Origin of the sequence: Agilicoccus flavus (assembly GCF_014857905.1) — a bacterium.
GTDB lineage: Bacteria > Actinomycetota > Actinomycetes > Actinomycetales > Dermatophilaceae > Agilicoccus > Agilicoccus flavus.
Genome location: NZ_JACYXE010000012.1, coordinates 15,379 through 38,248, shown reverse-complemented (window position 1 = coordinate 38,248; position 22,870 = coordinate 15,379). Strand labels below are relative to the sequence as shown.

Below are 22,870 nucleotides of genomic sequence, written 5' to 3'. Positions count from 1 at the left end.
CGGTGGGCACCCGCCCAGCCTGGGCGCCCGACGCCCGGCGAGACAACCGCCCTCGGTCGAGCGTCGCAGGCGACGAAAGGCGGACCCGCCCCCGGCGCGACCCGCCTGGCCTCGGAGTCAGGCCTGCGCCTCCGGCTGCTGCGCCCACCACGCGAGCAGTTCCTCACGCGCGGCGTCCGGCCCGATCGGTCCGCGGTCCAGGCGCACCGCGAGGAGATGCTTGTACGCGCGCCCGAGCACCGGGCCGGGCGGGATGCCCAGCACCTCGCCGATCCGATTCCCGTCGAGCTCGGGGCGGACCGCCTGGAGCTCCTCGGCCTCGGCGAGGCGCTCGATGCGCTCCTCGAGCGAGTCGTAGGCGCGGGAGAGGCGCTGCGCCTTGCGGACGTTGCGCGTCGTGCAGTCGGCCCGGGTGAGCCGGTGCAGGCGCGGCAGCAGGTCGCCGGCGTCGGTGACGTACCGGCGCACGGCCGAGTCGGTCCACTCGCCGTCGCCGTAGCCGTGGAAGCGCAGGTGCAGCTCGACGAGCCGCGTGACGGCCTTGATCGTGTCCTTGTCGAAGCGCAGGGCCCGCAGCCGGGCGCGGGTCAGCTTCGCGCCGACCACCTCGTGGTGGTGGAAGCTCACGCCCCCGCCGGGCTCGAAGCGCCGCGTCGCCGGCTTGCCGATGTCGTGCAGCAGGGCCGCGAGCCGCAGGACGAGGTCGGGCCCGGGCACCGACTCGGGCGGCCCGTCGGGCGGTCCCTCGAGGTCGATGGCCTGGTCGAGGACGGTGAGCGAGTGCTCGTAGACGTCCTTGTGGCGATGGTGCTCGTCGATGGCGAGCTTCATGCCGGGCAGCTCGGGGAGCATGAGGTCGGCGAGGCCGGCGTCGACGAGCACGCCGAGGCCGTCGCGCGGGTCCGGGGCGAGGAGCAGCTTGCACAGCTCGACGCGGATGCGCTCGGCCGAGACGATCTCGAGGGTCGGGGCCGCCGCGCGCAGGGCGACGTCGACGTCGGGGTGGAGGGTGAGCCCGAGCTGGGCGACGAACCGCGCCGCCCGCATCATCCGCAGGGGGTCGTCGGCGAACGACACGGCGGCGGGACCGGGGGTGCGGAGCATCCGCTCGCGCAGGTCGGCCAGGCCGCCGTAGGGGTCGACGAGCTCGAGGTCGGGCAGGCGCATCGCCATGGCGTTGACCGTGAAGTCGCGGCGCCGCAGGTCCTCGACCAGGTCGTCGCCGAACGCGACGACGGGCTTGCGGGTGCGGCCGTCGTAGGCGTCGGCCCGGTAGGTCGTGATCTCGACGACGGTCGGCCCGCGGCGCATCCCGATCGTGCCGAACTCGCGGCCCATGTCCCAGTGCGCGTCGGCCCAGCCGGCGACGATCCGCTCGGTCTCCTCCGGGCGGGCCGACGTCGTCAGGTCGAGGTCCTCGCTGACGCGGCCCAGGAACGCGTCCCGGACGGGGCCGCCGACGAGGGCGAGCTCGTGCCCGGCGGCCGCGAACCGCGACCCCAGCTCGGTGAGCACGGGCAGCACCGGGGCGAGCCGATCGACGGCCGCCTGCGGGCGGTCGTCGAGCACGGGCGGAGACGGACGACGGGGGGCGGACACGGTGTTCAAGCCTACTGGGGCACTCCCGCACCCGCCGCCGGGGACGGTGAGGCTCGCGCGGCCTCCGGCCCGGTCCCGGCGGCCCTCGTTACAGTGGCCGGATGACCTCGACGACTCCGCGCGGCCGGCCCCTCCGGCGCCTGCCGTCGGTCCTCGAGAGGTCGGCCGGGGGGATCGTCGTCGACGTCCAGGCGGGGGCCGCGCACATCGCCGTCATCGCCCGTCGCAACCGGGCCGGCCGGGTCGAGTGGTGCCTGCCGAAGGGGCATCAGGAGAACGACGAGACGCTCGTCGAGACCGCGGAGCGCGAGGTCGAGGAAGAGACGGGCATCCAGGGACGCGTCCTCACCCCGCTCGGGACCATCGACTACTGGTTCTCGACGCACGACCGGCGCATCCACAAGATCGTCCACCACTACCTCCTCGAGGCCACGGGCGGCTACCTGACGATCGAGAAGGACCCCGACCACGAGGCCATCGACGTCGCGTGGTTCGCCCTCGACCGGGTCCACGAGCGGCTCACCTTCCCCAACGAGCGGCGCATCGCCCAGATGGCGTGGGACCGGCTCGCCGGCGACGCATGATCTCGCGAGGCCGGTGGGCCGCCCGCCGGGGCGCCGCCGCGGCCGCCGTCGCCGGGCTCGCGCTGCTGCCCACCGTCCCCGCACCGGACGCGGCCGCGGCGACCGGACCGGCGACGTCCGGCGACGTGGTCGCGCGCGCGCCCGGGTCGCCGGTCGTGGCGGCCGGCGGGGCCGGCGGACTCCCGAGCGACCGGGCCTCCTCGGCGCCGGCGGGGGCAGCGGCGGCGGCGCAGACCCGGCCCGACGTGCAGGTGACGTCCGTGAGCCCCGCCGTCGCGACGCCCACCACGCCCGTGCGCGTCACCGTCGAGGTCGTCAACCCCACGACCAGGGCGCTCACCCCCCGGCGGGTCACCGTCCGCGTCGGCTCGCCCGGCGCCCTGCGCTCGCGCACCCAGGTGCGCGAGTTCGCGGCCGGCTCGGGTCGGCCGGGCGACCCCGTCGCGGCGACCGTCCCGCTGCGCGGCACCCTGGCCCCGGGCTCGCGCACGCCCGTCGTCGTCACGCTCCCCGCCGGGCTCGTGCGCACGAACCGTGCCTTCGGCGTCCTGCCCGTGACCGTCGAGGTGCCCGGCGTCCGGGCGGCCGACACGATGCGCGAGGCGACCTTCCTGCCGTACCAGGTGCGCAAGGAGTACCAGCCGCTCTCGATCGCGTTCGCGGTCCCGCTGACCCTCGACCCCGACCCGCAGCTCGTCGTCGCCACCGGGGACGACCGCACGCAGGCGTGGACGCGGGCCGTCGGTCCCGCTTCCCGCCTCGACCGACTCGCCGCCGCCACCGCCGGTCTGCCCATCGCCTGGGCCGTCGACCCGAGCGTCGTCGGCGCCGCCGAGGCGCCCGCCGACCCGGCCGCCCCCGCTTCCGCCGGCAGCGAGGCGGGCGGCGACCCGACCGCAGCGAACCCGACCGCAGCGGCGCCCACCCCGTCGACCTCCCCCTCCGAGCCGGCCGCTGCACCCACGGGCGCGGCGGCGCAGGAGGCGGCGGCCGCCGACGAGCCCGTCTCGGCCGCCCAGGCGCGGTACGCGGCCCGGCTGCGAGCACTCGCCGGCGGCCGCGACGTGTGGGCCCTGCCCCCCGGTGACCCCGACCTCGTCGCCCTCGCCCAGTCCTCGACGGGGCTCGACATCCTCACGCGCTGGGCGTCCGGCTCGACGGACCTGTCGCAGACCCTCGGGCTCCTCGGGGTGCCCCGGATCGCCTGGCCCGTCGGCGGGCCCCTCGACGGCGACGACCTCGGGCCGGTGAGCAGGGCGTTCGGGACGAGCGGGCCGGCCGCCGTCCTGTCCCCGTCGAGCGGGGTCGACGGCGATCCGGCCGTCACCGGCACCGCCACCCGGCACACGGCGCAGGGCCACGCGCTGCTCGCCTACGACGATGCCCTCAGCCGGATCCTCGCTCGCGTCGGCGGCTCCCCGAGCGCCCTCGCCGCCGCCGCCGGTGGCGACGACGGCGACGGTGCCCCGACGGCCGGCGAGGACGCCCAGCGTTTCCTCGCCGAGACCGTCACCCTGCTCGCCGAGTCACCGGGCCGCCGCCGCGCCGCCCTCGTGGCCGGTCCGCGTGACCTCGACCCGGCCCCCGGGTCGCTGCCCACCCTCCTGTCGGCCGTGGCCGCCGCCCCCTGGCTCGAGGTGCGCAACACCGCCGAGCTCGTCACGTCGGCCCGCGAACCGTCGTCCCCCCAGGTGAACGACCTCCGCGCGACGGTCGACCCCCTCTCGCCCGGACCGTCGCCCGTCGGGACCGACGACCTCACCCGCATCGCCGCGGCCGCCCGCGAGATCACCGGCCTCGCCGAGGTCCTGCCGGCGCCCGGGAGCCGCTCCGGCGCCACGGCCGACGTGCTCCTACCCGACGTCGCGACGCTGCGCGGCCTCCTGTCGAGCCGGTGGCGCGGCGCCGGCCCCGAGTTCACGACCGCGGAGCGCACGGTCGACGAGCGGCTCTCCACCCTGACGAGCGGGGTCAGCGTGGTGCCGAGCACGATCAACTTCTTCGCCGACCGCGGGATCCTGCAGGTGACCGTCGTCAACGACCTCGACGTCGAGGTCCACGACGTCCACCTCGTCGTCGCCCCGCAGGGCCGCCCCCCGCGGCTGCGCGTCACCGCCCCCACCGGGCCGCTGCGGATCAGCCCCCGCAGCCGCACCACGGTCCGCCTCCGCGTCGAGGCCGTGGCCGCCGGGGTGGTCCCGATCGCGACGCACGTCGAGACTCCGTCGGGCACTAGGCTCGGCACCGATGCCCCCGTCCGCGTGCGGGTGCAGCCCACGAACGGGTGGCTCATGCTCGCGCTCGGAGGGCTCGTCGGCGTCGTGTTCGTCGCCGGGATCTACCGTGCGCTGCGGGCCGGCTCGCCCCGGGTCTCGTCCGAGGACCTCAAGGAGATCGACCTCGAATGACCACGACCACCGGACGACTCGCACGACACGGCGCGGTGATGGCCGCCGGCAGCTTCGTCTCCCGGCTCCTCGGTGTCGTGCGTCAGTCGATGATCATGATGGTCTTCGGCCGGTCCCTCGCCGGTGACGCGTGGGCCGTGGCCAACACGCTGCCGAACACGATCTACCTGCTCCTCGCGGGCGGCGTCCTCAACGCGGTCCTGGTTCCCCAGATCACGAAGGCGAGCCGCGACCCTGACGGGGGCCGCGAGTTCGTCGACCGGTTGCTCACCCTCGCGCTCCTCGGCATCGGCGTCGTCACCCTCGTCTGCGTCCCCGCCGCCCCGCTGCTCGTGCGGCTCTTCTCGAGCAACTCCTGGGGCGCGAGCCAGTTCGGCCTGTCGGTGCTCTTCGCGTACATCGCGCTGCCGGCGATCTTCTTCTACGGCCTGTACACGATCCTCGGTCAGGTGCTCAACGCCCAGGAGCGGTTCGGCTGGTACATGTGGGCGCCGGTCCTGTGCAACGTCGTCTGGATCGTCGGCCTCGGCGTCTTCCTCGCCCGACACGGCTCCGGCGTCGGAGACCCGGGCGCCTACACGACCCAGATGGTGTGGCTGCTCTCCGGCTCTCTCACGCTCGGGGTCGCCGTGCAGGCCCTCGTCCTGCTCGTGCCGCTGTACCGATCCGGGTTCCGCTATCGCCCGCGGTGGGGCTTCCGCGGGGTGGGTCTGGCCAGCGCGAGCCGGGTGGCCGGCTGGACCTTCGCGGCGCTCGTCGTCTCGCAGGTCGGGCTCGTCGTCCAGTCGAAGGTGCTCACCTCCGTCGTCCGGGGCGACACCGGCAAGCTGCCCTACGACTCGGCGTTCCTCCTCTTCATGACGCCGCACGGGCTCATCACCGTCTCCCTGGTCACGGCGCTGTTCACCTCGATGAGCCGGGCCGCCGCGGCCGGCGACGACGACGCCGTGCGCGGCGGCGTGCGGCAGGGACTCACGCTCACCGGCATCGCCACCGTCCCGATCGCCATCGGCACCCTCGTCCTCGGGACGTGTCTGTCGGCCGTCATCTTCCTCGGCAACACCCGGCAGACGACGGACGCCATCGGGTACCTCGCGATGGCGATGATGGTCGGCCTGCCGGCCTTCGCCGTCTACTACGTCACGCAGCGCGCGTTCTTCGCCTACGAGGACGCGAAGACGCCGTTCTGGCTCCAGATCGTCAACACCGGCGTCGCCGTCGCCGCCGCTCTCGGCAGCCTCGCCCTTCCCTCGGAGTACCGGGCCCTGGGCGTCGCCGGCGGGCAGGCCCTGAGCAACGTCGTCGCGGCGGCGATCGCCCTGGTCCTCCTGCGCCGGCGCCTCGGCCGTCTCGGCCTGTTCACCACGGTCCGCACCTACGTCCGCGTGACGCTCGCCTCGCTCCCGGCCGCCGCCCTCGCCTACGGGATCTTCGTCGGAGCCCAGCTCGTGCTGCCGGGCACCCTCGCGCTGGCCGTCGCGCTCGTCCTCGGCGGGGTCGTCTTCGTCGGCCTGTTCATCGTCGTCGCACGGCGGATGCGCGTGCGGGAGCTCGACGAGGTTCTCGATCCCGTCCTGCGACGCCTGCGAGGCGCGAACCGCTCCGGCGCGCGATCCGCATAAACTGGGCGAGGTCGTGGGTGCAGGAACGTGCCCGGGGGGTCGCCGATAGGCCGTGAGGACGGGAGTTCTGGTGCAAGGGGTAGGGGCCGGACGACTGATCTCGAACCGTTATGCCCTCGCGGAACGCCGCGCGTGGCGCGGCGACGTCGAGGTCTGGCGGGCCACCGACAACACGCTTGGGCGCGAGGTGTCGGTGACGGTGTTCCCGACGTCGCACCCGCAGGCCCAGGTGGTGCTCGACGCGGCCCGCCGCAGCGCGGCGATCAACGACCACCGCCTCATCCGCGTCCTCGACGTGGGCACGCGTGGCGACGTCAGCTGGCTCGTCGAGGAGTCGCTCTCGGAGTCGACGAGCCTCGCCGACCTCATCTCGCGGGGCCCGTTGCCGGCCGAGGAGGCGCGCCGCATCGCCGGCGAGGTCGCGGGAGCGCTCGACGTGGCCGCCCGGCGCGGCCTGCACCACCTGCACGTGACGCCCCACTCGGTGCGGCGCACCGACGGCGGGCTCGTCAAGATCGCCGGCCTCGCGACGGCCGCCGCCTTCGAGGGCGGCGCTGAGCCCGACGCGGCCACCGCCGCCCGGCTCGACACGGCGGCCACGGTGGCCCTCATGTACGCCGTCATGACCACCCGCTGGCCGGGCCGCGAGCCCGTGCCGGGAGTGGCGCCGGCGCCGCGCATCGTCGGCGGGGTCGCCGCGCCGTCGGAGATCGCGACGAACGTGCCGCCCGACCTCGACGCCCTCGCCCGCGTCACCCTCAACCACGACGGTGGACCCCGCACCCCCGCCGAGCTGACCGACCGCATCGCGCCCTGGTCGTCCACCCGCGTCGACCACGTCGCACCCCGCGCCGGGGCCACCGACCGGCCGGTCGTCACCGAGCGCACCCGGCAGCTCGCCGCCGCGCCGAGCGGGGCGGGGCGGGCCGCGGCCGCCCCCCTCGCCCGGGTCGCCGACAAGCACCGGGAGCACCGCGCCGCCCGGGCCGCGCAGACTCGGGCGCGGCTCGAGGAGCGCCGCAACGACCCCGGTTTCCTCAACCTGCCCGAGGCCCTCGAGCGGCAGCGGCACGACCCGCTGCCGGCGCCGGCCCCGCTCATCGCGGCCGAGCCGGCCGTGGAGGGTCGCTACGCCAAGCTCGTCATCGCCATCGTCGCCGCGATCATCGTGCTCGCGATGGCGTTCGCGATCCCGACGATCAAGGGGGCGTTCACCGCTCCGGCTCGGTCCGGCTCACCGAGCCCGACGGCGACCCCCGGGTCCCGGACCGCCGCACCGTCGTCGAGCGCGACCCGGTCCGCCGCCCGGGCGGCCGCGGCCCCGGTGAAGATCGCGTCCGCGACCGGCTTCGACCCCGAGGGCAACGGGTCCGAGAACAACGGGCGGGCCGCCCGCGTCATCGACGGAAAGACCGACACGAGGTGGACGTCCGAGGGCTACAAGCAGCCCTTCGGCGACGGCGGCAAGAAGGGGATCGGCGTCCTGCTGACGCTCCCCGCCGGCAGCACCGTGCGCAAGGTCGACCTCGATCTCGGCGACGTCGAGCAGACGGTGTCGGTGTACGCGGGCGACGCGCGCCGGATCACCGCCGACGGCCTCGTCGGGACGGCGGCCGACGCCTCGGGCAAGGTCGCCGTCACCGCGAAGGCCCCGATCCAGGGCGCCCGGTACGTCATCGTCTGGGTGACGAAGACCGCGGAGCAGGAGAACCGGTACCGCGCCAATCTCGTCGAGGCCGCCGTCTCCTGATGCCCGACCCCTTCGCCGGCCGCACCGACGAGGATCTCCTGGCCGATCACGTCGGCGGAGATCCCGAGGCGTTCGGTGAGCTGTTCCGGCGTCACCGAGACCGCATGTGGGCCGTGGCCCTGCGGACGACGGGGGATCCGGAGCTGGCGGCCGACGCCGTCCAGGACGCGTTCGTCTCCGCGTTCCGGCGCGCCCACACCTTCTCGGGCCGGTCCGCGGTGACGACCTGGCTCCACCGCATTGTGGTCAACGCCTGCCTCGACCGCATCCGTCGGCGTCGACCCACGAGCGAACTCCCCGACGACCACGCCGCGGTCCTCGCCGAGCCCCGCGACCGCCCCGCGTCCGTGGAGGCCCGCCTCGACGTGCAGGAGGCTCTCGCGACCCTGCCGGAGGCCCAGCGACTCGCTCTCGTCCTCGTCGACATGCACGGGTACCCCGTGGCCGAGGCGGCCCAAATCCTCGGGGTCGCCGAGGGCACGGTGAAATCGCGCTGCTCCCGGGGACGGGCCGCCCTGGCCCCGCTCCTCGTGGGACACGGCACCGCCGACCCGTAACGGAGCCCTGGAGCCCACCGGGCGATGACCCGCCCTTTGCTGCGGTGTCGACGGCGCTGGTCAGACGCCCCTGGAGGGGTCAGGGCGTCGCCGGGCCCTGATGATTCACGTGGAACCGGGGCCGCGCCCCGGGCGTCCTACCCCCGGTGACCCACGCGGTCGCCGCCCAACCGTCCGAGGCCGACCGAGACCGGCAGAAGAGGTGTGAGTCCGTTGAGTCATTCCCCACACCGCGATGACGACGCCGTGCGCGCCCTGCTCGCCGATCTCCGGGATCCCGGGCCCATGCCGCCCGACCTCGTGGCCCGGATCGCCGCCCGGCTGGACCAAGAGCGCCACGCCACCGGGGGTGCCACCGTCCATGCCCTGCCGGTCGTCGATCGCACCCCGCCCTCGCGCCGCTTCGTGCTCGGCCTGGCCGGAGCGTCGGCTGCCGCCGCCGTCGCCGGCATCGTCGGGGTCAACGCCCTCCAGTCGGCCGGGCCTCCCGAGGTCGTCGCCGCCCTGACGAGCCCACTCGTCTCCCGCTCCGCCCCGGCGCCCGCCGTCGAGATCTCCGGCACGGCGTACACCGCCGCCGGCCTGGCCGGTCAGGCGGCCGCCCTGCACCGCCGCCCCCACCAGGCCCCGGCACCGCTCACCGCCGGCGCCGTCGGGATCGGCCCCCTGGCGAGCCCCGCCGGGGTGTCGAGCTGCCTCGCCGACCTCGACCTCGGTCGCGTGAGCGAGGTGACGATCGACATCGCCACGTACGAGAAGCAGCCCGCCACGGTCATCGTCACACGCAGCGGCGAGCGCCTCCAGGCGCGCGTCGTCACCCGCTCCTGCGGCGGCGGCGACTCCCGCGTCCTCGCGGGGCCCGTCGAGGTTCGCTGAGGTCGTCCGTCGGAACCGTGGCCGCCGTCCTCGCTGCGACCACACCGGCCTCGGATACCGCTCGTACGTACGAAACTTAGCGTATCGCCTGCATGTTGACCATGCATCGTTCGATAACGGGGCGGCGGGGACGTCCGTGCAGCACGCGGCGGGAATCACGTTCTTCCGGCAGGCGTTGGGCAGGGTGAACGCGGCACAGCGCCGCATCTGCATCTCGACGAAGGGACATCTCGTGGCGGACGACATCCGTGAGCTCATCATCATCGGATCGGGTCCGGCCGGGTACACGGCGGCCGTGTACGCCGCGCGAGCCAACCTCGCCCCGGTCGTTCTCACCGGGTCGGTCACGGCCGGCGGGGCGCTCATGAACACGACCGAGGTCGAGAACTTCCCCGGCTTCCGCGACGGGATCATGGGCCCCGACCTCATGGACAACATGCGCGCCCAGGCGGAGCGCTTCGGCGCGGAGCTCATCGCCGACGACGTCACCGAGGTCGACCTCGCCGGGCCGGTCAAGACCGTGGTCGACGGATCCGGACGCACCTATCGCGCCCACGCCGTGGTGCTCGCGATGGGCTCCGCCTACCGCGAGCTGGGCGTGCCGGGCGAGAAGGAGTTCAGCGGCCGCGGCGTCTCCTGGTGCGCCACGTGCGACGGGTTCTTCTTCCGCGGCCAGGACATCGCCGTCGTCGGCGGGGGTGACTCCGCCGTCGAGGAGGCGACCTTCCTCACCAAGTTCGCGCGATCGGTGACGATCGTCCACCGCCGGGACGCCCTCCGGGCGAGCAAGATCATGGCCGAGCGCGCCCTGGGGAACGACAAGATCCGTTTCGCGTGGAACAGCACGGTGTCCGAGGTGCACGGCGAAGGCAAGGTGACCGGGGTGACCCTCACCGACACCGTCACCGGCGAGAGCCGCCCCCTCGACGTCACCGGCGTCTTCGTCGCCATCGGCCACGACCCGCGCAACGAGCTCGTCCGAGGCGTCGTCGACCTCGACGCCGAGGGTTACGTCCTCACCCAGCACGGCTCGACGCGGACCAACCTCCCGGGCGTCTTCGCCTGCGGTGACCTCGTCGACCACACGTACCGGCAGGCCATCACCGCCGCGGGGTCCGGCTGCGCGGCCGCGCTGGACGCCGAGCGCTACCTCGCCGCCCGCGACGAGGCCGGCGAGCCGGAGCCGGCCGAGGCGCTCATCGCCGTCCACTGAGACCCACCTCAACCACCTTCCCACCGAAAGGAACCGCTCTCATGGCATCACTTCCCGAGACCACCGACGCGACGTTCGCTGCGGACGTCCTCTCCAGCGACCAGCCCGTCCTCGTCGACTTCTGGGCCCCCTGGTGCGGCCCCTGCAAGGCCGTCGGCCCGATCCTCGAAGAGCTGTCCGCCTCGTCGACGTCCCTGAAGTTCGTCAAGCTCAACATCGACGAGAACCCGGCGACGGCCGCCAAGTACGGCATCACGAGCATTCCGACGATGAACGTCTACTCCGGCGGCGAGGTCGTCAAGTCGATCATGGGCGCCCAGCCCAAGCCGCGCCTCACGCGTGAGCTCGAGGACTTCCTCGGTTGATCTCACCCCGCACGACGAAGGCCCCCGCTACGGCGGGGGCCTTCGTCGTCGGGCAGTCGGTCTCGGCCATTGCCGCGTGAGTCGTAGGTCTTCGCGACTGCAGCCGGGGACGCGATGTGTTTCCCGTGAAACAGCAGCCGACCGGGGGTCGAGACCTGTGTGGCCTCCCGTGGCCATCAGCTCGCGGTCGAGGATGCGCCCTCGTCCGCGATGGTCGCGAGGATCCGGTTGAGATCGTCCACGGACGCGAACTCGACGGTCATCTTCCCCTTGCTCCGTCCCATGGCGATGCTCACCCGGGTGTCGAGGCGATCGGCCAGACGGGCCGCCAGGTCGTCGAGTTCCGGGACGCGCGTCGGTCCGCTCCGGCGCCGACGCGTCGGGGCCGACTCGTCACCCCCGAGAGCCACGATCTCCTCGACGCTGCGCACCGAGAGTCCCTCGGCGACGATCCGCTGTGCGAGCCGCTCCATGGCGGCGGCGTCGGGCAGGCCCAGCAGGGCACGGGCGTGCCCGGCCGACAGCACGCCGGCGGCCACCCGCCGGGCGACGAGGGGTGGAAGCCGCAGCAGCCGGATGATGTTCGTGATCTGCGGGCGGGATCGACCGATCCGACTCGCCAACTCCTCGTGGGTGCACCCGAAGTCCTCCAGCAGCTGCTGGTAGGCGGCCGCCTCCTCGAGCGGGTTGAGTTGGCTGCGATGGAGATTCTCCAGCAACGCGTCGCGCAGCATGTCGTCGTCACCGGTGCGCCGCACGATGGCGGGGATCGTCGCCTGGCCGGCGGCCCGGGACGCGCGCCACCGGCGCTCGCCCATGACGATCTCGTAGCGCGCACCCTCGGTGCCGTCGGCCAACCCGGCGGCGGACCCGGCGCCGTCCTCGCCGAGCGGGCGCACGACGATGGGCTGCAGCACTCCGATCTCGCGGATGCTGTGCACGAGTTCCGCCAGTTCGTCCTCGTCGAACACGGTCCGCGGTTGGCGGGCGTTCGGCATGACGGCATCGAGGGGCAGGTCGGCGAACGTCGCTCCCGGGACGTCGGCCAGGCCGGTCTGGACGCGCTCCGCGACGGACCCGTCGTCCGTCGACGTGGACCCGTCGAGGTCCGGAACCGGGGCCGCCGGCGCGGTTCGATCGGCGTCCGGTCCACCCAGCGGGGGGCGCTCCCGGAAGAAGATGTCCGTGGGATGGGCGGTCAGGCCCGCTCGCCCGGGTTCGGTGGGGATGAGGGCGCCCAGCCCTCGGCCCAGCCCTCGACGCTTCTCCGCCACGTGCAGTCCTCTCGTCGTACAGGCGTTCCGACGGTCGAGCCTAGCCGCCGGTGCGACATCGCTCCGACAGGACGCCCCGGGCCACCGTCCCTGCCTCGTTTCCCGTGAAACGTGACGTCCGGTGGACGACACCGAATCGGAGCTGCGACATGAGAGGTCGCGCCTCGCGTCGGAGCGGTCAGGCGCGCGAGGCCAGCTCCCGCGCCGCGTCCAGGTAGGACAACGCCCCGGAGCTCACCGGGTCGTACGTGAGCACGGTCTGGCCGTGGCTCGGCGCCTCCGAGATGCGCACCGAGCGCGGCACCGTGGCCTTGAGGACCTGGTCCGGGAAGTGCTCCCGCACCTCGCTCGCCACCTGGGACGAGAGGCGGGTGCGGGCGTCGTACATGGTCAGCAGGATCGTCGAGACGTGCAGGCTCGGGTTGAGGTGGCGCTGGATCATCTCGATGTTGCGCAGCAGCATCGACAACCCTTCCAGCGCGTAGTACTCGCACTGGATGGGGATGAGAACCTCGCTGCCCGCGACGAACGCGTTGATCGTCAGCAGGCCGAGGCTCGGCGGGCAGTCCACGAGGACGTAGTCGGGCGCGGCGGTCCCGGTGGCGACGCAGTGGTCGAGATACGCCCGGATGGCCCGCTGCAGGCGCGTCTCCCGCGCGACAAACGACACGAGCTCGATCTCTGCTCCCGCGAGCTCGATCGTCGCCGGCACACACGACAGGCCCTCGATGTCGGGGCACGCCTGGATCACCTCGGCCAACGGCGTGTCCTCCACGAGGACGTCGTACACGCTCGGCACGTCGGAGTGGTGTTCGATGCCCAGGGCGGTGCTGGCGTTCCCCTGCGGATCGGTGTCGATGACGAGCACTGAGAGGCCGCCCTGGGCCAGACCGGCCGCGAGGTTCACGGCCGTCGTCGTCTTCCCGACGCCGCCCTTCTGGTTGGCGATGGTGATGACGCGGGTACGTTCCGGCCGAGCCATCGTCTCCGTGGGTCGCAAGCGCGTCACGGAGGACGGCGCCGAAGGCGCCGCGGAACCGACGGGCTCGGTGTCGGCCGCGGTGGCGGCGTCTCCGCCGGCGTCCGGCTCGTCGGTGAGCGGAGGAGACCGCTCGCCCTCCGGTGCGGCCGGCTCCGGCGTCACGAGGCGGTCACCCGTCTCCGACGCGAGCGTCGCGACCGCGGCCTCCGTCTCCTCGCGCACCCCGGTGTCGTCGGCGCGGGCCGCGCCGACCTCAGCGCTGACCGACTCGGCGGCATCGGAACGCGTGGGCGCCACGGCCTCCGTCGGTGAGTCCGTTTCACGTGGAACACGCCCGTCCGCCGGCGCCCCACCGGCATCCTCCGCATCGGGCCAACCGAGCCGGTTCGTCGCCGGCCGCGGCGGGTGGGGTTCCGGCCAGCCAAGTGCGGATCCCGGTGTCGTCCGGTTCTTCACGATGATGGTGACTCCTCGTCGTTCGATCTCCGGGACCACCGTAGTCGCCGCGAGGGGTCCGGCCCTCACCGCCGCCGCGACGGACCCGAACGGCGCGGTCGGCGCTTCGGTGAGCCGCCCCGGGGCGGGCTCGGTGGAGTCCGGCCCAACCGGACGTGGACGACGCGCGTCGGGGGGTCCAGGGTCCCGACGCCGTACTCCCTGACCTCGGCACCGACGGCCCCCAGGCGCTCCAACTCCGGCCTCGCCTCGTCGAGCTCCGTCGCGGCGGACGCCCCCTTCAGAGCGAGAAGTTCGCCCCCGGGCACGAGCAGGGGGAGGCACCACCGCGCGAGCTCCTCGAGCCGCGCCACCGCTCGGGCCGTCACGACCTCGACCTCCAGCTCGCCGGCGAAGGCCTCCGCCCTGCCGCGGTGGATGGTCACGTTCGTCAGGCCCAGCTCACCCACGGTCGCCTCGAGCCACCGGGTGCGCCGGAGCAGCGGCTCGACGAGATGCATGTCGAGGTCGGGACGGGCGATGGCCCACACGAGCCCCGGCAGGCCGGCCCCGGAACCGACATCGGCCACTCGGACGCCGGTCGGGACGGCCTCCGCCGCGACAGCGCAGTTGAGCAGGTGACGCTCCCAGAGCCGGGGCACCTCGCGCGGGCCGACCAGGCCGTGATCCACTCCGGTGGACGCGAGGATGGCGGCGTAGTTCTCGGCGACCCCCCCCTCGTATCCGAACATCTGTTCGATGACGGCGCTGAGGTCCGGCGGGACGGCGGCCGATCCGGAGTCGCTCACCCGGGTCAGGAGGGGAGGACGACGACGTGCCGGCGCGGTTCGACGCCCTCGGACTCCGACGTCAGTCCGGCGGCGAGGACCTCGTCGTGGACGACCTTGCGCTCGAACGCCGACATCGGCTCCAGCGACAGCGACTCACCCGTCTCGCGCACCGTGGCGACGGCCTCCTTGGCCTGCGTGACGAGGGTCTCGCGGCGCTGGGCGCGGTGACCGGCGACGTCGAGCATGAGGCGGCTCCGCTCGCCCGTGTCGGCCTGGACCGCCATCCGGGTAAGTTCCTGGAGCGCCTCGAGCACCTCGCCGTCGGCCCCGACGAGCCGACGGGGGACGCGGCCCTCGTCGGAGTCCACGATGGCCACGGCGGCCCGGTCCCCGTCGATGTCGACGTCGATGTCCCCGTCGAGGTCCGCGATGTCGAGCAGGCGCTCGAGGAAGTCGGCGGCCACCTCGCCCTCGCGCTCCAGCTGCGCGGTGCGGTCGCGCCGGGTGGGCGCGCTCTCGTCGCCCTCGGGCGCGGAGGCCACGGTCGAGGCGGACTCGTGGATGTCGTTCATGCGCGATCCTTCGTTCGGGGGGAGGCCGACACCTCCCGGGAGCTCGTCGTCACGTCGATCCGGGCCGAAAGCGCCCGGGATCACCGCTTCCGTTTCTTGGCCCGGCGCGGCTGCTGCCGCTGCCCGCTCGCCCGGGTGTCGGCCGCCCCGGGCGGGCCGTCGGGGATACGCCCGGTGTCGCGGCCCTCGACCGCACGGGAGGCGAGGCTGGAACTGCCGTGCGTGTCGGTGTTCTCCTCCTCCGAGGAGGAGTGCAGGCCGGGCAGGGAGAACTTCGTGTGCGCCTTGCCGCTGCGGCGGCGACGCTCCTCCATGGCCTTCTCGGCGGGCGACCCGGGGGCCGGCATCCGTCGGATGACGTAGAACTGCTGCCCCATCGACCACAAGTTCGTGATGAACCAGTAGATGAGGACACCGATCGGGAAGTTGACGCCGGACACGGCGAAGATGATCGGGAACAGGTACAGCATGATCTTCTGCTGCTGCGCGAAGGGCCCTTCGAGGGCGGCCGCCGGCATGTTTCGCCGCATGAGCTGGTGCTGGGTCATGAACGTCGTGGCCGACATGAGGATGATGAGCACCACGGTGACGGCCTTGGCCGACCACGAACCGGAGTAGAGGAACGTGGAGCTCAACGTCGCGCCGAACAGCTGCGAGCTCTCCGCCTGCTGCGCGAGGGTCTGCCCGAGGGGGCCCGCGGAGGGACGCTGCCCGTTGGCCACCCGGCCGAGGTTGTTGAGCACCGAGAAGAGGGCGAAGAAGAACGGCGACTGGATGAGGATCGGCATGCACGAGCTGAACGGGTTGGTGCCCGTCCGCTTGTACAGGTCCATCGTCTCCTGGCTCATCGCCTGCCGGGACTCCGGATCGGTCTTGCCCTTGTACTTCTTCTGGATCTTCTGCATCTCCGGCTGGATGAGCTGCATCCTCCGGGACGACTGGATCTGCTTGACGAAGAGCGGGATGAGCAGGATCCGGAGCACGACGACGAGACCGGCGATCGACGCCGCCCAGGTCCACCCCGAGGTCGGCGACATCCCGATCGTCTCGAACGCCGAGTGGAAGGCCACGAGGACCCACTCGACGAACCACTCCAGTGGCCACAGGAGTTGTTCCCAGAACGACCGCTCGGCCATGTGATTCCTTCATCTCGTGCAGGTCGGTGACCCGTCGTCGGCCCGGCTCCGCCGGCACCCGTGTCGAATACGTACTGGCGGCCTAGGGCCGCGTCCCACTCGCGCCGTCGCGCGGCGCCGCGTCGCTCTCGGGCGATCGTCCACCATCATCATGGCGCACCGGGGCTCCGCCCGGTCCACGGCGTGGAACGTGGTCGACCCCGCCGGGGTTCCACGGATGGCACCGCGCGAGGCGCGCGATGGTCAGCCACGTCCCCCACAGCGGCCCGAAACGGCGCAGCGCCGTCAGCGAGTACGCCGAACAGCTCGGGTAGAAGCGGCACGACGGGGGCAGGATCGGCGAGATGAAGAGCTGGTAGATGCGGACGAGGAACTCGAGCGGCCAGGCCACCCAGCGCCACGGCCCGGTGAGCTCGTCCTCGCCGGTGCGGCGCCCGGGGGCGGCGCTCATCGTCCGTCCCCGGCCGCGCGAGGGCGGTCGCCGCCCCGGCGCCGCGTGACCTTCGTGAGCAGCGCGGAGGCCTCGGTCGCGAGCTCGTCGAACTGCGCCCGGGCCGCGGCGGGCCGGGCCCGCACGACGAGGAGCGCACCCGACGGGACGGCGTCGACGTGGCGGGTCATGAGCGCGCGGAGGCGACGCTTGGTCCGGTTCCGGACGACGGCGTTGCCGACGGCCTTGGACACGACGAAACCGACGCGGGCCGGGTGGTCCGCGTCGGTGGTCTTCAGGTGCACGACCATGAGCCGGCCGGCCGCCCGCGGCCCGCGCGAGGCCGCCCGGAACTCGGACGACTCACGCAGACGATGCCGCGACGGCAGCACGGCGTCGATGCCGGCTCAGGCCGACAGCTTCTCGCGGCCCTTGCGGCGACGACCCGCGAGGATGGCGCGGCCGGCGCGGGTCGACATCCGCAGACGGAAGCCGTGCACGCGCGCGCGACGACGGTTGTTGGGCTGGAAGGTGCGCTTGCTCACGATGAACTCCGTTACCGCACGGACCACCAGCCCGCGCAAGACTTGTGCTGAACGACGCCGCCCGACGGCTCCCGCGACACCTGGTCCGAACGGCGTCCCGCGACGGCACGGAGACGAACTCCGGGCGAACGGGACGATCGAGCGACTGGGCCACCCGGTTCCGGGCAGGCGAGTGCGGCCGTCGAAGAGGCCAAGGGTTCACGGTACGGCAGCACGCGAGAGCGGGTCAAACCTTCGGACCGCCTCCGGGTCGTCGAGCCTGCCACACCCCCGGCCCGGGGGCGGGGACCCGCGCCGGGGGTATCCGATGGGGTCGACCGCGAGGTCCGATCCTCGATCGGGCGGCGAAACGCGTCCCGACGCGTGGCCCGGCCCGGGCCGTGGGGCGGTCCCGGACCGGCGCCGTGGCGACGTCGCCCGTGGACCCGTCGGGCTGGGACATACGTCCGGACGCACCCGTGGCGGGTCGCAACGACCGGGCCCGACGCACTCTTGCCGAGGCGCGATTCGGTTGCTAGCGTTCGTCGAGGCAACGTCCCTGGGGGACAACGAATCCGGGCCGTCGGGGGACGGCGGCGCCAGGTCGGACGTGCCGATGAAGCGCAGGTCGACCCGTCGTGGGTCGTCGCGGACGCGTACGGTTCGATCGGCGACCGGGATCGCCGATCCCGCCGACCCTTCGCCTATCCACATCCTGTTCACAAACCTGTGGAAAACGCCGTCCGGTTCGTCGTGCGGACCCGACCACGATCCGGGAGCCGCGTACAGTGACGCAGGTGCAGGACGACTTGACCGCGATCTGGAAGACGACGCTCCAGCGGCTGAACGAGGCAGGGATCACCGCCTCGCAGCGGGCGTTCGTCGGTCAGGCGACACTCATCGGGATCCACGAGGGCACCGCCATCATCGGCGTTCCCGACGAGTTCACGCGCGACATCGTCGAGACCAGGGTGCGGTCCGCCCTCGTCGACGTCCTCTCCGAGCACGCGGGCACCGACGTCCGGCTCGCGGTGACCGTCGACCCGTCGATCCGTCCGGCCGCGGCCGAGCAGCCCGTACTCGACGGGTATCCCGACGCCGAGGGCGGTGGCTTCGGAGCACCGGCCGCGCCCCTTCCCGGCCACGACCCCGAGTCCGCCCGCGGATCCGGGCCGGCCGACCCCGACCGGTCGCGACCCACCCGGCGCGACGACGGTCCCACCGACGCCGGGCTCGCGTTCAGCGATCGCCGAGCGGCCCGCAACGCGGTCCCGCCCCGGGAGAGCGAGCCCGCCCACCTCAATCCGAAGTACACCTTCGACACGTTCGTCATCGGTGCGAGCAACCGGTTCGCCCACGCGGCGGCCGTCGCGGTCGCCGAGGCGCCGGCCAAGGCGTACAACCCCCTGTTCATCTACGGGGAGTCGGGGCTCGGCAAGACGCACCTGCTGCACGCCATCGGCGCCTACGCCCGCAACCTGTACCCCAACGTGCGCGTGAAGTACGTGAACTCCGAGGAGTTCACCAACGACTTCATCAACAGCATCCGCGACGACAAGGCGGCCGGCTTCCAGCGTCGATACCGCGAGGTCGACGTCCTGCTCATCGACGACATCCAGTTCCTGTCGGGGAAGATGCAGACGCAGGAGGAGTTCTTCCACACCTTCAACACGCTGCACAACGCGAACAAGCAGGTCGTCATCACCTCGGACGTCCCCCCGAAGCAGCTGTCGGGCTTCGAGGAGCGCATGCGCAGCCGGTTCGAGTGGGGGCTTCTCACCGACGTCCAGCCGCCCGACCTCGAGACGCGCATCGCGATCCTCTCCAAGAAGGCCGTTCAGGAGCGCCTGAGCATCCCCGACGACGTCCTCGAGTTCATCGCGAGCCGTATCTCGACGAACATCCGCGAGCTCGAGGGCGCTCTCATCCGGGTCACGGCGTTCGCGAGCCTCAACCGCCAGGGCGTCGACCTCGGCCTCGCCGAGATCGTCCTCAAGGACCTCATGCCCGACACCCAGGCGAGCGCGATCTCGGCGGCCACGATCATGGGGCAGACCGCCGCCTACTTCGGCCTCACCATCGAGGACCTCTGCGGCTCGTCCCGGTCCCGGATGCTCGTCAACGCCCGCCAGATCGCGATGTACCTGTGCCGGGAGCTGACGGACCTGTCGCTGCCCAAGATCGGCCAGCACTTCGGCGGCCGCGACCACACGACGGTCATGCACGCGAACCGGAAGATCCGCGACCTCATGAGCGAGCGGCGTTCCGTGTACAACCAGGTGACGGAGTTGACGACCCGCATCCGGTCCCAGCACCAGAACGCCTGAGCTCGCTCGATCCGCAGCCGCGCCGGTCGTCTCCCCACCCGGCCGATGGGTTTCGCGCGCGGTCCCTGACGCCCAACACCGCCTGCCCGGCGACGCGGCACGCACTCCAGCCGGTGTCCCGTCCCGTCCGGACGGTCGCCCACCCTCCGCCCGGCCCGTCACCCGCGACGCCACGCCCCGCGATGACCCCGCCCCGGGACGCCACACCCCGCATCCACAGCCCGTCGGCGCGGCGGCGGCGCGGGTCCGGGCCTGTCGCAACGGATCCGCCCGCGTCTTGAGGGCTCGTCCAGGACGTCTGTCCACACTCTTCTCCACACCGGTGGAGAACTCGGTCGAGCGTCTCGGCGTGTTGTCCACAGCACCCCGCTGACGTGCGGCGATCCCTCCACAGCTGGGGACAACCCTGTGGACGACCGCGTGTTGGGGGGGGGCCTGTGGACGACTCGGTGCAGGACCGGTGGACGACCGGGAGGTGACCTGGGGACGAACGGTGGGCGACGCGGGAGGACGTGTGGGCGACGATCGGCCGTCCACACGGGCACCCCGCCCGTCCACATCGGCCGTCCGGACCCCGTCCACACCCTGGACGATCCCCTGACCTGCGCGGACGGCACTCGTCCACACCGTCCACACCCCCTATGACCATGACGAGACCTCACATCACGTCATGGCGCACCGAGTACGACTGGGACGAGGGACGGACCTGTTCCGGGAGGCTCATCGACCGCGATCGAGCCGACCTGAGGGCATCGAGGACTCACGTCACGCGAACGCCTCGGGACTCGCGCCCCGCGAACCCCCGCCGCCGACGTCCACACCGTCTCGGCGGGCCTCGCACGACACCCGCCCGACGTCGGCGCCACGCACAGGCGAGCCGCGACGATTGGTGCGCCCCGACCGGCCCGCTAGAGTCGGGCCTTGCACGTTCCGTCCGGTCGCGCCCGCCCGCCACAGCGCTCGCCGCGCGTGGGCCGGCGTGTGCCGGTCGCGGGGTGCGACGACGTCGGTCGAGAAGGAGCGGGTGGATCGTGAAGTTCCGAGTGGAGCGCGACATGCTGGCGGAAGCCGTCACATGGACCGCGCGCGGTCTGCCCACGCGCCCCCCGGTCCCCGTGCTCGCGGGTGTCCTCATCGAAGCGGCGCAGGACGGCACGGTCACGCTGTCGGCGTTCGACTACGAGGTGAGCTCGCGCATCGAGGTCGCGGCCGACGTCGCCGAGCCCGGCACGGTCCTCGTCCTCGGCAAGCTCATCGCCGACATCTCGCGTCAGCTCCCGAACAAGCCGGTCGAGTTCGCCACCGACGGGAACCGCGTCTCCATCACCTGCGGGTCGAGCCGGTTCGCGCTGCTGCAGATGCCGACCGACGAGTACCCGACCCTGCCGACGAGCCCGGAGGCGACCGGCACGGTGGCCGGGGACGTCTTCACCCAGGCTGTCGCGCAGGTGAGCGTCGCCGCCGACCGCACCGGCACCCTGCCGATCCTCACGGCCGTGCGCGTCGAGGTGTCCGGCGACAAGATGACCCTCCTCGCCACCGACCGCTATCGGCTCGCCACCCGCGAGATCACGTGGAACCCGCACAGCTCCGACGTCGACACCGTCGTCCTGGTCTCGGCGCGCACGCTCTCCGACACGGCCAAGTCCCTCGGCGCCGCGGCCCCCATCTCGCTCGGCCTCGGTTCGGCCGCCGGCGGGAACGGCCTCATCGGCATCGAGGCCGGTCGGCGCCGCACGACGACGCGTCTGCTCGACGGCGACTACCCCAAGGTGTCCTCGATCTTCCCGGCCTCGTCCGACTCCGAGGCGGTGCTCTCGACGGCGGCGCTCATCGAGGCCGTCAAGCGCGTCTCGCTCGTCGCCGAGCTGCACCACCCGGTCCGGCTGCGACTCTCCGACGGTCAGATCGGCATCGACGCGGGCGCGGGCGACGACGCGCAGGCGAGCGAGGCCGTGGAGTGCACGTTCACCGGCCCCGACATCGAGATCGCGTTCAACCCGCACTACCTCCTCGACGGCCTGCAGGCCGTCGGGACGCCCTACTCGCGCCTGTCGTTCACGCAGAGCAACCGCCCGGCGGTCCTCAGCGGCCAGGCCGAGGCGGACAGCGAGGCCGACTCCTCCTACCGCTACGTCCTCATGCCCGTCCGCTTCGGCGGCTGAACCGCCCTCGGCGGCCCGCATCCCACTCCGGAAAGGCACTCCCATGCAGCTCGGACTCATCGGCCTCGGCAAGATGGGCAAGAACATGCGCGACCGCCTGCGCGACGCCGGGCTCGAGGTCGTCGGGTACGACCGCAACCCCGACGTCAGCGACGTCGCCTCGCTCGAGGAGCTCGTCGCGCGACTCGACGCCCCGCGCATCGTGTGGATCATGGTCCCGCACGGCGAGCCCACCCGGCAGACGGTGCAGGACCTCAAGGGCCTGCTCTCCGAGGACGACCTCGTCATCGACGGGGGCAATTCGTACTACAAGGACGACGAGGCCAACGCGGTGTCCCTGGCCGAGAAGGGCATCCACTACGTCGACTGCGGCGTCAGCGGCGGCATCTGGGGCCGCGAGAACGGCTACGGGCTCATGGCCGGCGGTTCGGACGAGGACATCGAGCGCGCCATGCCGATCTTCGACGCGCTGCGCCCCGAGGGCCCGCGCGACGAGGGCTTCGCCCACTCCGGCAAGGTCGGCGCCGGCCACTACGCGAAGATGGTGCACAACGGCATCGAGTACGGCCTCATGCACGCCTACGCCGAGGGCTGGGAGCTGCTCGAGGCGAAGAAGGACCTCATCACCGACGTGCACGGCTCGTTCAAGGCCTGGACGCGCGGCACCGTCGTCCGCTCCTGGCTGCTCGACCTCATGGTCAAGGCGCTCGAGGAGACCCCCCACCTGGAGGGGATCAGCGAGTTCACGACCGACTCCGGCGAGGGACGCTGGACCCTCATGGAGGGCATCGACAACGCCGTGCCGATGCCGGTCCTCGCGGCGTCGCTGTTCGCCCGGTTCTCGTCGCGCCAGGAGAACTCGCCGTCGATGCAGGCCGTCGCGGCCCTGCGCGGTCAGTTCGGCGGCCACGCCGTCCAGATGCTCGACGACCTCGCCGACGTCAACGCGGCCGCGAGGCCGAAGGGCGGCGCGTCGCACGACACGGACGCCGCCCCCGAGCACGAGCGGTCCGCGGCCGACGCCGGGCCGAGCTCCGGTTCGGGCTCGACGGGCACGGCCGGCGGCGGCCCCACCTCGGGCTCCGGCAGCACCCACTGACGGTCGGCCGGTCGGGCCTCCTGCCCGACCGGCCGCCGACGAACCACGGACCGTGCCCCGGGCGCCTCGCGGCGGTCGGGGCACGGTCCTCTCGATCCCCTCGTCGATCCCCGTTGCGATTCCCTTCTGCGACTCCCTGCGACGATTCCCTTCGGCATTAT

Annotated in this window: 20 protein-coding genes; 11 read left to right on the top strand and 9 right to left on the bottom strand. The window is 72.9% G+C overall.

Going from position 1 to position 22,870, the window contains the following annotated elements:
* Nucleotides 1-117: 117 nt before the first annotated feature.
* Nucleotides 118-1,599 (bottom strand): CCA tRNA nucleotidyltransferase, encoded by a 1,482-nt coding sequence (locus ICW24_RS16440; RefSeq protein WP_226346809.1) that lies wholly within the window; start codon nt 1,597-1,599, stop codon nt 118-120.
* 101 nt (nt 1,600-1,700) lie between these two features.
* Between ICW24_RS16440 and ICW24_RS16435 the strand changes: the two genes are divergently transcribed.
* The 8 genes from ICW24_RS16435 to trxA all read left to right on the top strand — a co-directional run bounded on the left by ICW24_RS16435 (nt 1,701) and on the right by trxA (nt 10,974).
* The gene (locus ICW24_RS16435) at nt 1,701-2,183 is read left to right on the top strand and encodes an NUDIX domain-containing protein (protein ID WP_226346808.1); all 483 of its coding nucleotides are present in this window, start codon (nt 1,701-1,703) and stop codon (nt 2,181-2,183) included.
* On the top strand, nt 2,180-4,591 hold the full coding sequence (locus ICW24_RS16430; RefSeq protein WP_226346807.1) for a DUF6049 family protein: 2,412 nt from the start codon (nt 2,180-2,182) through the stop codon (nt 4,589-4,591). The genes ICW24_RS16435 and ICW24_RS16430 overlap by 4 nt, the downstream gene beginning before the upstream one ends.
* Nucleotides 4,588-6,213, top strand: coding sequence for a murein biosynthesis integral membrane protein MurJ (gene murJ, locus ICW24_RS16425; protein ID WP_226346806.1), 1,626 nt, complete (start codon nt 4,588-4,590; stop codon nt 6,211-6,213). Before ICW24_RS16430 ends, murJ begins: the two co-directional genes overlap by 4 nt.
* Before the next feature lie 70 nt (nt 6,214-6,283).
* Nucleotides 6,284-7,963, top strand: a complete 1,680-nt coding sequence (locus tag ICW24_RS16420) for a protein kinase family protein (RefSeq protein ID WP_226346805.1) — start codon at nt 6,284-6,286, stop codon at nt 7,961-7,963.
* Nucleotides 7,963-8,520: an RNA polymerase sigma factor SigM gene (gene sigM, locus ICW24_RS16415; protein WP_226346804.1), complete on the top strand. Its 558-nt coding sequence runs from the start codon at nt 7,963-7,965 to the stop codon at nt 8,518-8,520. The genes ICW24_RS16420 and sigM overlap by 1 nt, the downstream gene beginning before the upstream one ends.
* Before the next feature lie 213 nt (nt 8,521-8,733).
* Nucleotides 8,734-9,396 (top strand): RsmA family anti-sigma factor, encoded by a 663-nt coding sequence (locus ICW24_RS16410; protein ID WP_226346803.1) that lies wholly within the window; start codon nt 8,734-8,736, stop codon nt 9,394-9,396.
* Nucleotides 9,397-9,628: 232 nt separating this feature from the next.
* Nucleotides 9,629-10,609, top strand: coding sequence for a thioredoxin-disulfide reductase (trxB, locus tag ICW24_RS16405; RefSeq protein ID WP_226346802.1), 981 nt, complete (start codon nt 9,629-9,631; stop codon nt 10,607-10,609).
* Nucleotides 10,610-10,650: 41 nt separating this feature from the next.
* Entirely contained in the window at nt 10,651-10,974 is a 324-nt protein-coding gene (trxA, locus tag ICW24_RS16400; protein WP_226346801.1) for a thioredoxin, read from the top strand.
* Between the two features lie 176 nt (nt 10,975-11,150).
* On the opposite strand, the gene ICW24_RS16395 is transcribed toward trxA, so the two are convergent.
* From ICW24_RS16395 to rpmH, 8 genes are all read right to left on the bottom strand, one after another.
* Nucleotides 11,151-12,248, bottom strand: coding sequence for a ParB/RepB/Spo0J family partition protein (locus tag ICW24_RS16395; protein WP_226346800.1), 1,098 nt, complete (start codon nt 12,246-12,248; stop codon nt 11,151-11,153).
* Nucleotides 12,249-12,426: 178 nt separating this feature from the next.
* Nucleotides 12,427-13,527, bottom strand: a complete 1,101-nt coding sequence (locus ICW24_RS16390; RefSeq protein WP_307781365.1) for a ParA family protein — start codon at nt 13,525-13,527, stop codon at nt 12,427-12,429.
* Nucleotides 13,528-13,751: 224 nt separating this feature from the next.
* Nucleotides 13,752-14,474, bottom strand: coding sequence for a 16S rRNA (guanine(527)-N(7))-methyltransferase RsmG (gene rsmG / locus ICW24_RS16385; RefSeq protein WP_372360893.1), 723 nt, complete (start codon nt 14,472-14,474; stop codon nt 13,752-13,754).
* Nucleotides 14,475-14,479: 5 nt separating this feature from the next.
* Nucleotides 14,480-15,028, bottom strand: coding sequence for a Jag family protein (locus ICW24_RS16380; RefSeq protein ID WP_264176722.1), 549 nt, complete (start codon nt 15,026-15,028; stop codon nt 14,480-14,482).
* Between the two features lie 80 nt (nt 15,029-15,108).
* A complete protein-coding gene (gene yidC, locus ICW24_RS16375) occupies nt 15,109-16,164 on the bottom strand; it encodes a membrane protein insertase YidC (protein ID WP_226346799.1) in 1,056 nt (351 codons plus the stop codon).
* 82 nt (nt 16,165-16,246) lie between these two features.
* Entirely contained in the window at nt 16,247-16,615 is a 369-nt protein-coding gene (yidD, locus tag ICW24_RS16370) for a membrane protein insertion efficiency factor YidD (RefSeq protein ID WP_226346798.1), read from the bottom strand.
* The gene (gene rnpA, locus ICW24_RS16365; RefSeq protein WP_226346797.1) at nt 16,612-16,986 is read right to left on the bottom strand and encodes a ribonuclease P protein component; all 375 of its coding nucleotides are present in this window, start codon (nt 16,984-16,986) and stop codon (nt 16,612-16,614) included. The genes yidD and rnpA overlap by 4 nt, the downstream gene beginning before the upstream one ends.
* Before the next feature lie 15 nt (nt 16,987-17,001).
* Nucleotides 17,002-17,139, bottom strand: a complete 138-nt coding sequence (gene rpmH, locus ICW24_RS16360; RefSeq protein ID WP_226346796.1) for a 50S ribosomal protein L34 — start codon at nt 17,137-17,139, stop codon at nt 17,002-17,004.
* 776 nt (nt 17,140-17,915) lie between these two features.
* Between rpmH and dnaA the strand changes: the two genes are divergently transcribed.
* The 3 genes from dnaA to gnd all read left to right on the top strand — a co-directional run bounded on the left by dnaA (nt 17,916) and on the right by gnd (nt 22,709).
* Nucleotides 17,916-19,445 carry a chromosomal replication initiator protein DnaA gene (dnaA, locus tag ICW24_RS16355; protein ID WP_226346795.1) on the top strand — a complete coding sequence of 510 codons (1,530 nt, stop codon included), beginning with the start codon at nt 17,916-17,918 and terminating at the stop codon, nt 19,443-19,445.
* A gap of 1,031 nt (nt 19,446-20,476) precedes the next feature.
* Entirely contained in the window at nt 20,477-21,610 is a 1,134-nt protein-coding gene (dnaN, locus tag ICW24_RS16350) for a DNA polymerase III subunit beta (RefSeq protein ID WP_226346794.1), read from the top strand.
* Nucleotides 21,611-21,653: 43 nt separating this feature from the next.
* Complete coding sequence (gnd, locus tag ICW24_RS16345) at nt 21,654-22,709, top strand: phosphogluconate dehydrogenase (NAD(+)-dependent, decarboxylating) (RefSeq protein ID WP_226346793.1); 1,056 nt, start codon at nt 21,654-21,656, stop codon at nt 22,707-22,709.
* The last annotated feature ends 161 nt before the right edge of the window (nt 22,710-22,870 follow it).

Excerpts from the sequence above, each read along its gene's own strand:
- ICW24_RS16380 (WP_264176722.1), bottom strand. The coding sequence starts at position 15,028 with ATGAACGACATCCACGAGTCCGCCTCGACCGTGGCCTCCGCGCCCGAG.
- ICW24_RS16435 (WP_226346808.1), top strand. The coding sequence starts at position 1,701 with ATGACCTCGACGACTCCGCGCGGCCGGCCCCTCCGGCGCCTGCCGTCG.
- ICW24_RS16430 (WP_226346807.1), top strand. The coding sequence starts at position 2,180 with ATGATCTCGCGAGGCCGGTGGGCCGCCCGCCGGGGCGCCGCCGCGGCC.
- yidC (WP_226346799.1), bottom strand. The coding sequence starts at position 16,164 with ATGGCCGAGCGGTCGTTCTGGGAACAACTCCTGTGGCCACTGGAGTGG.
- yidD (WP_226346798.1), bottom strand. The coding sequence starts at position 16,615 with ATGAGCGCCGCCCCCGGGCGCCGCACCGGCGAGGACGAGCTCACCGGG.
- murJ (WP_226346806.1), top strand. The coding sequence starts at position 4,588 with ATGACCACGACCACCGGACGACTCGCACGACACGGCGCGGTGATGGCC.
- sigM (WP_226346804.1), top strand. The coding sequence starts at position 7,963 with ATGCCCGACCCCTTCGCCGGCCGCACCGACGAGGATCTCCTGGCCGAT.
- gnd (WP_226346793.1), top strand. The coding sequence starts at position 21,654 with ATGCAGCTCGGACTCATCGGCCTCGGCAAGATGGGCAAGAACATGCGC.
- trxA (WP_226346801.1), top strand. The coding sequence starts at position 10,651 with ATGGCATCACTTCCCGAGACCACCGACGCGACGTTCGCTGCGGACGTC.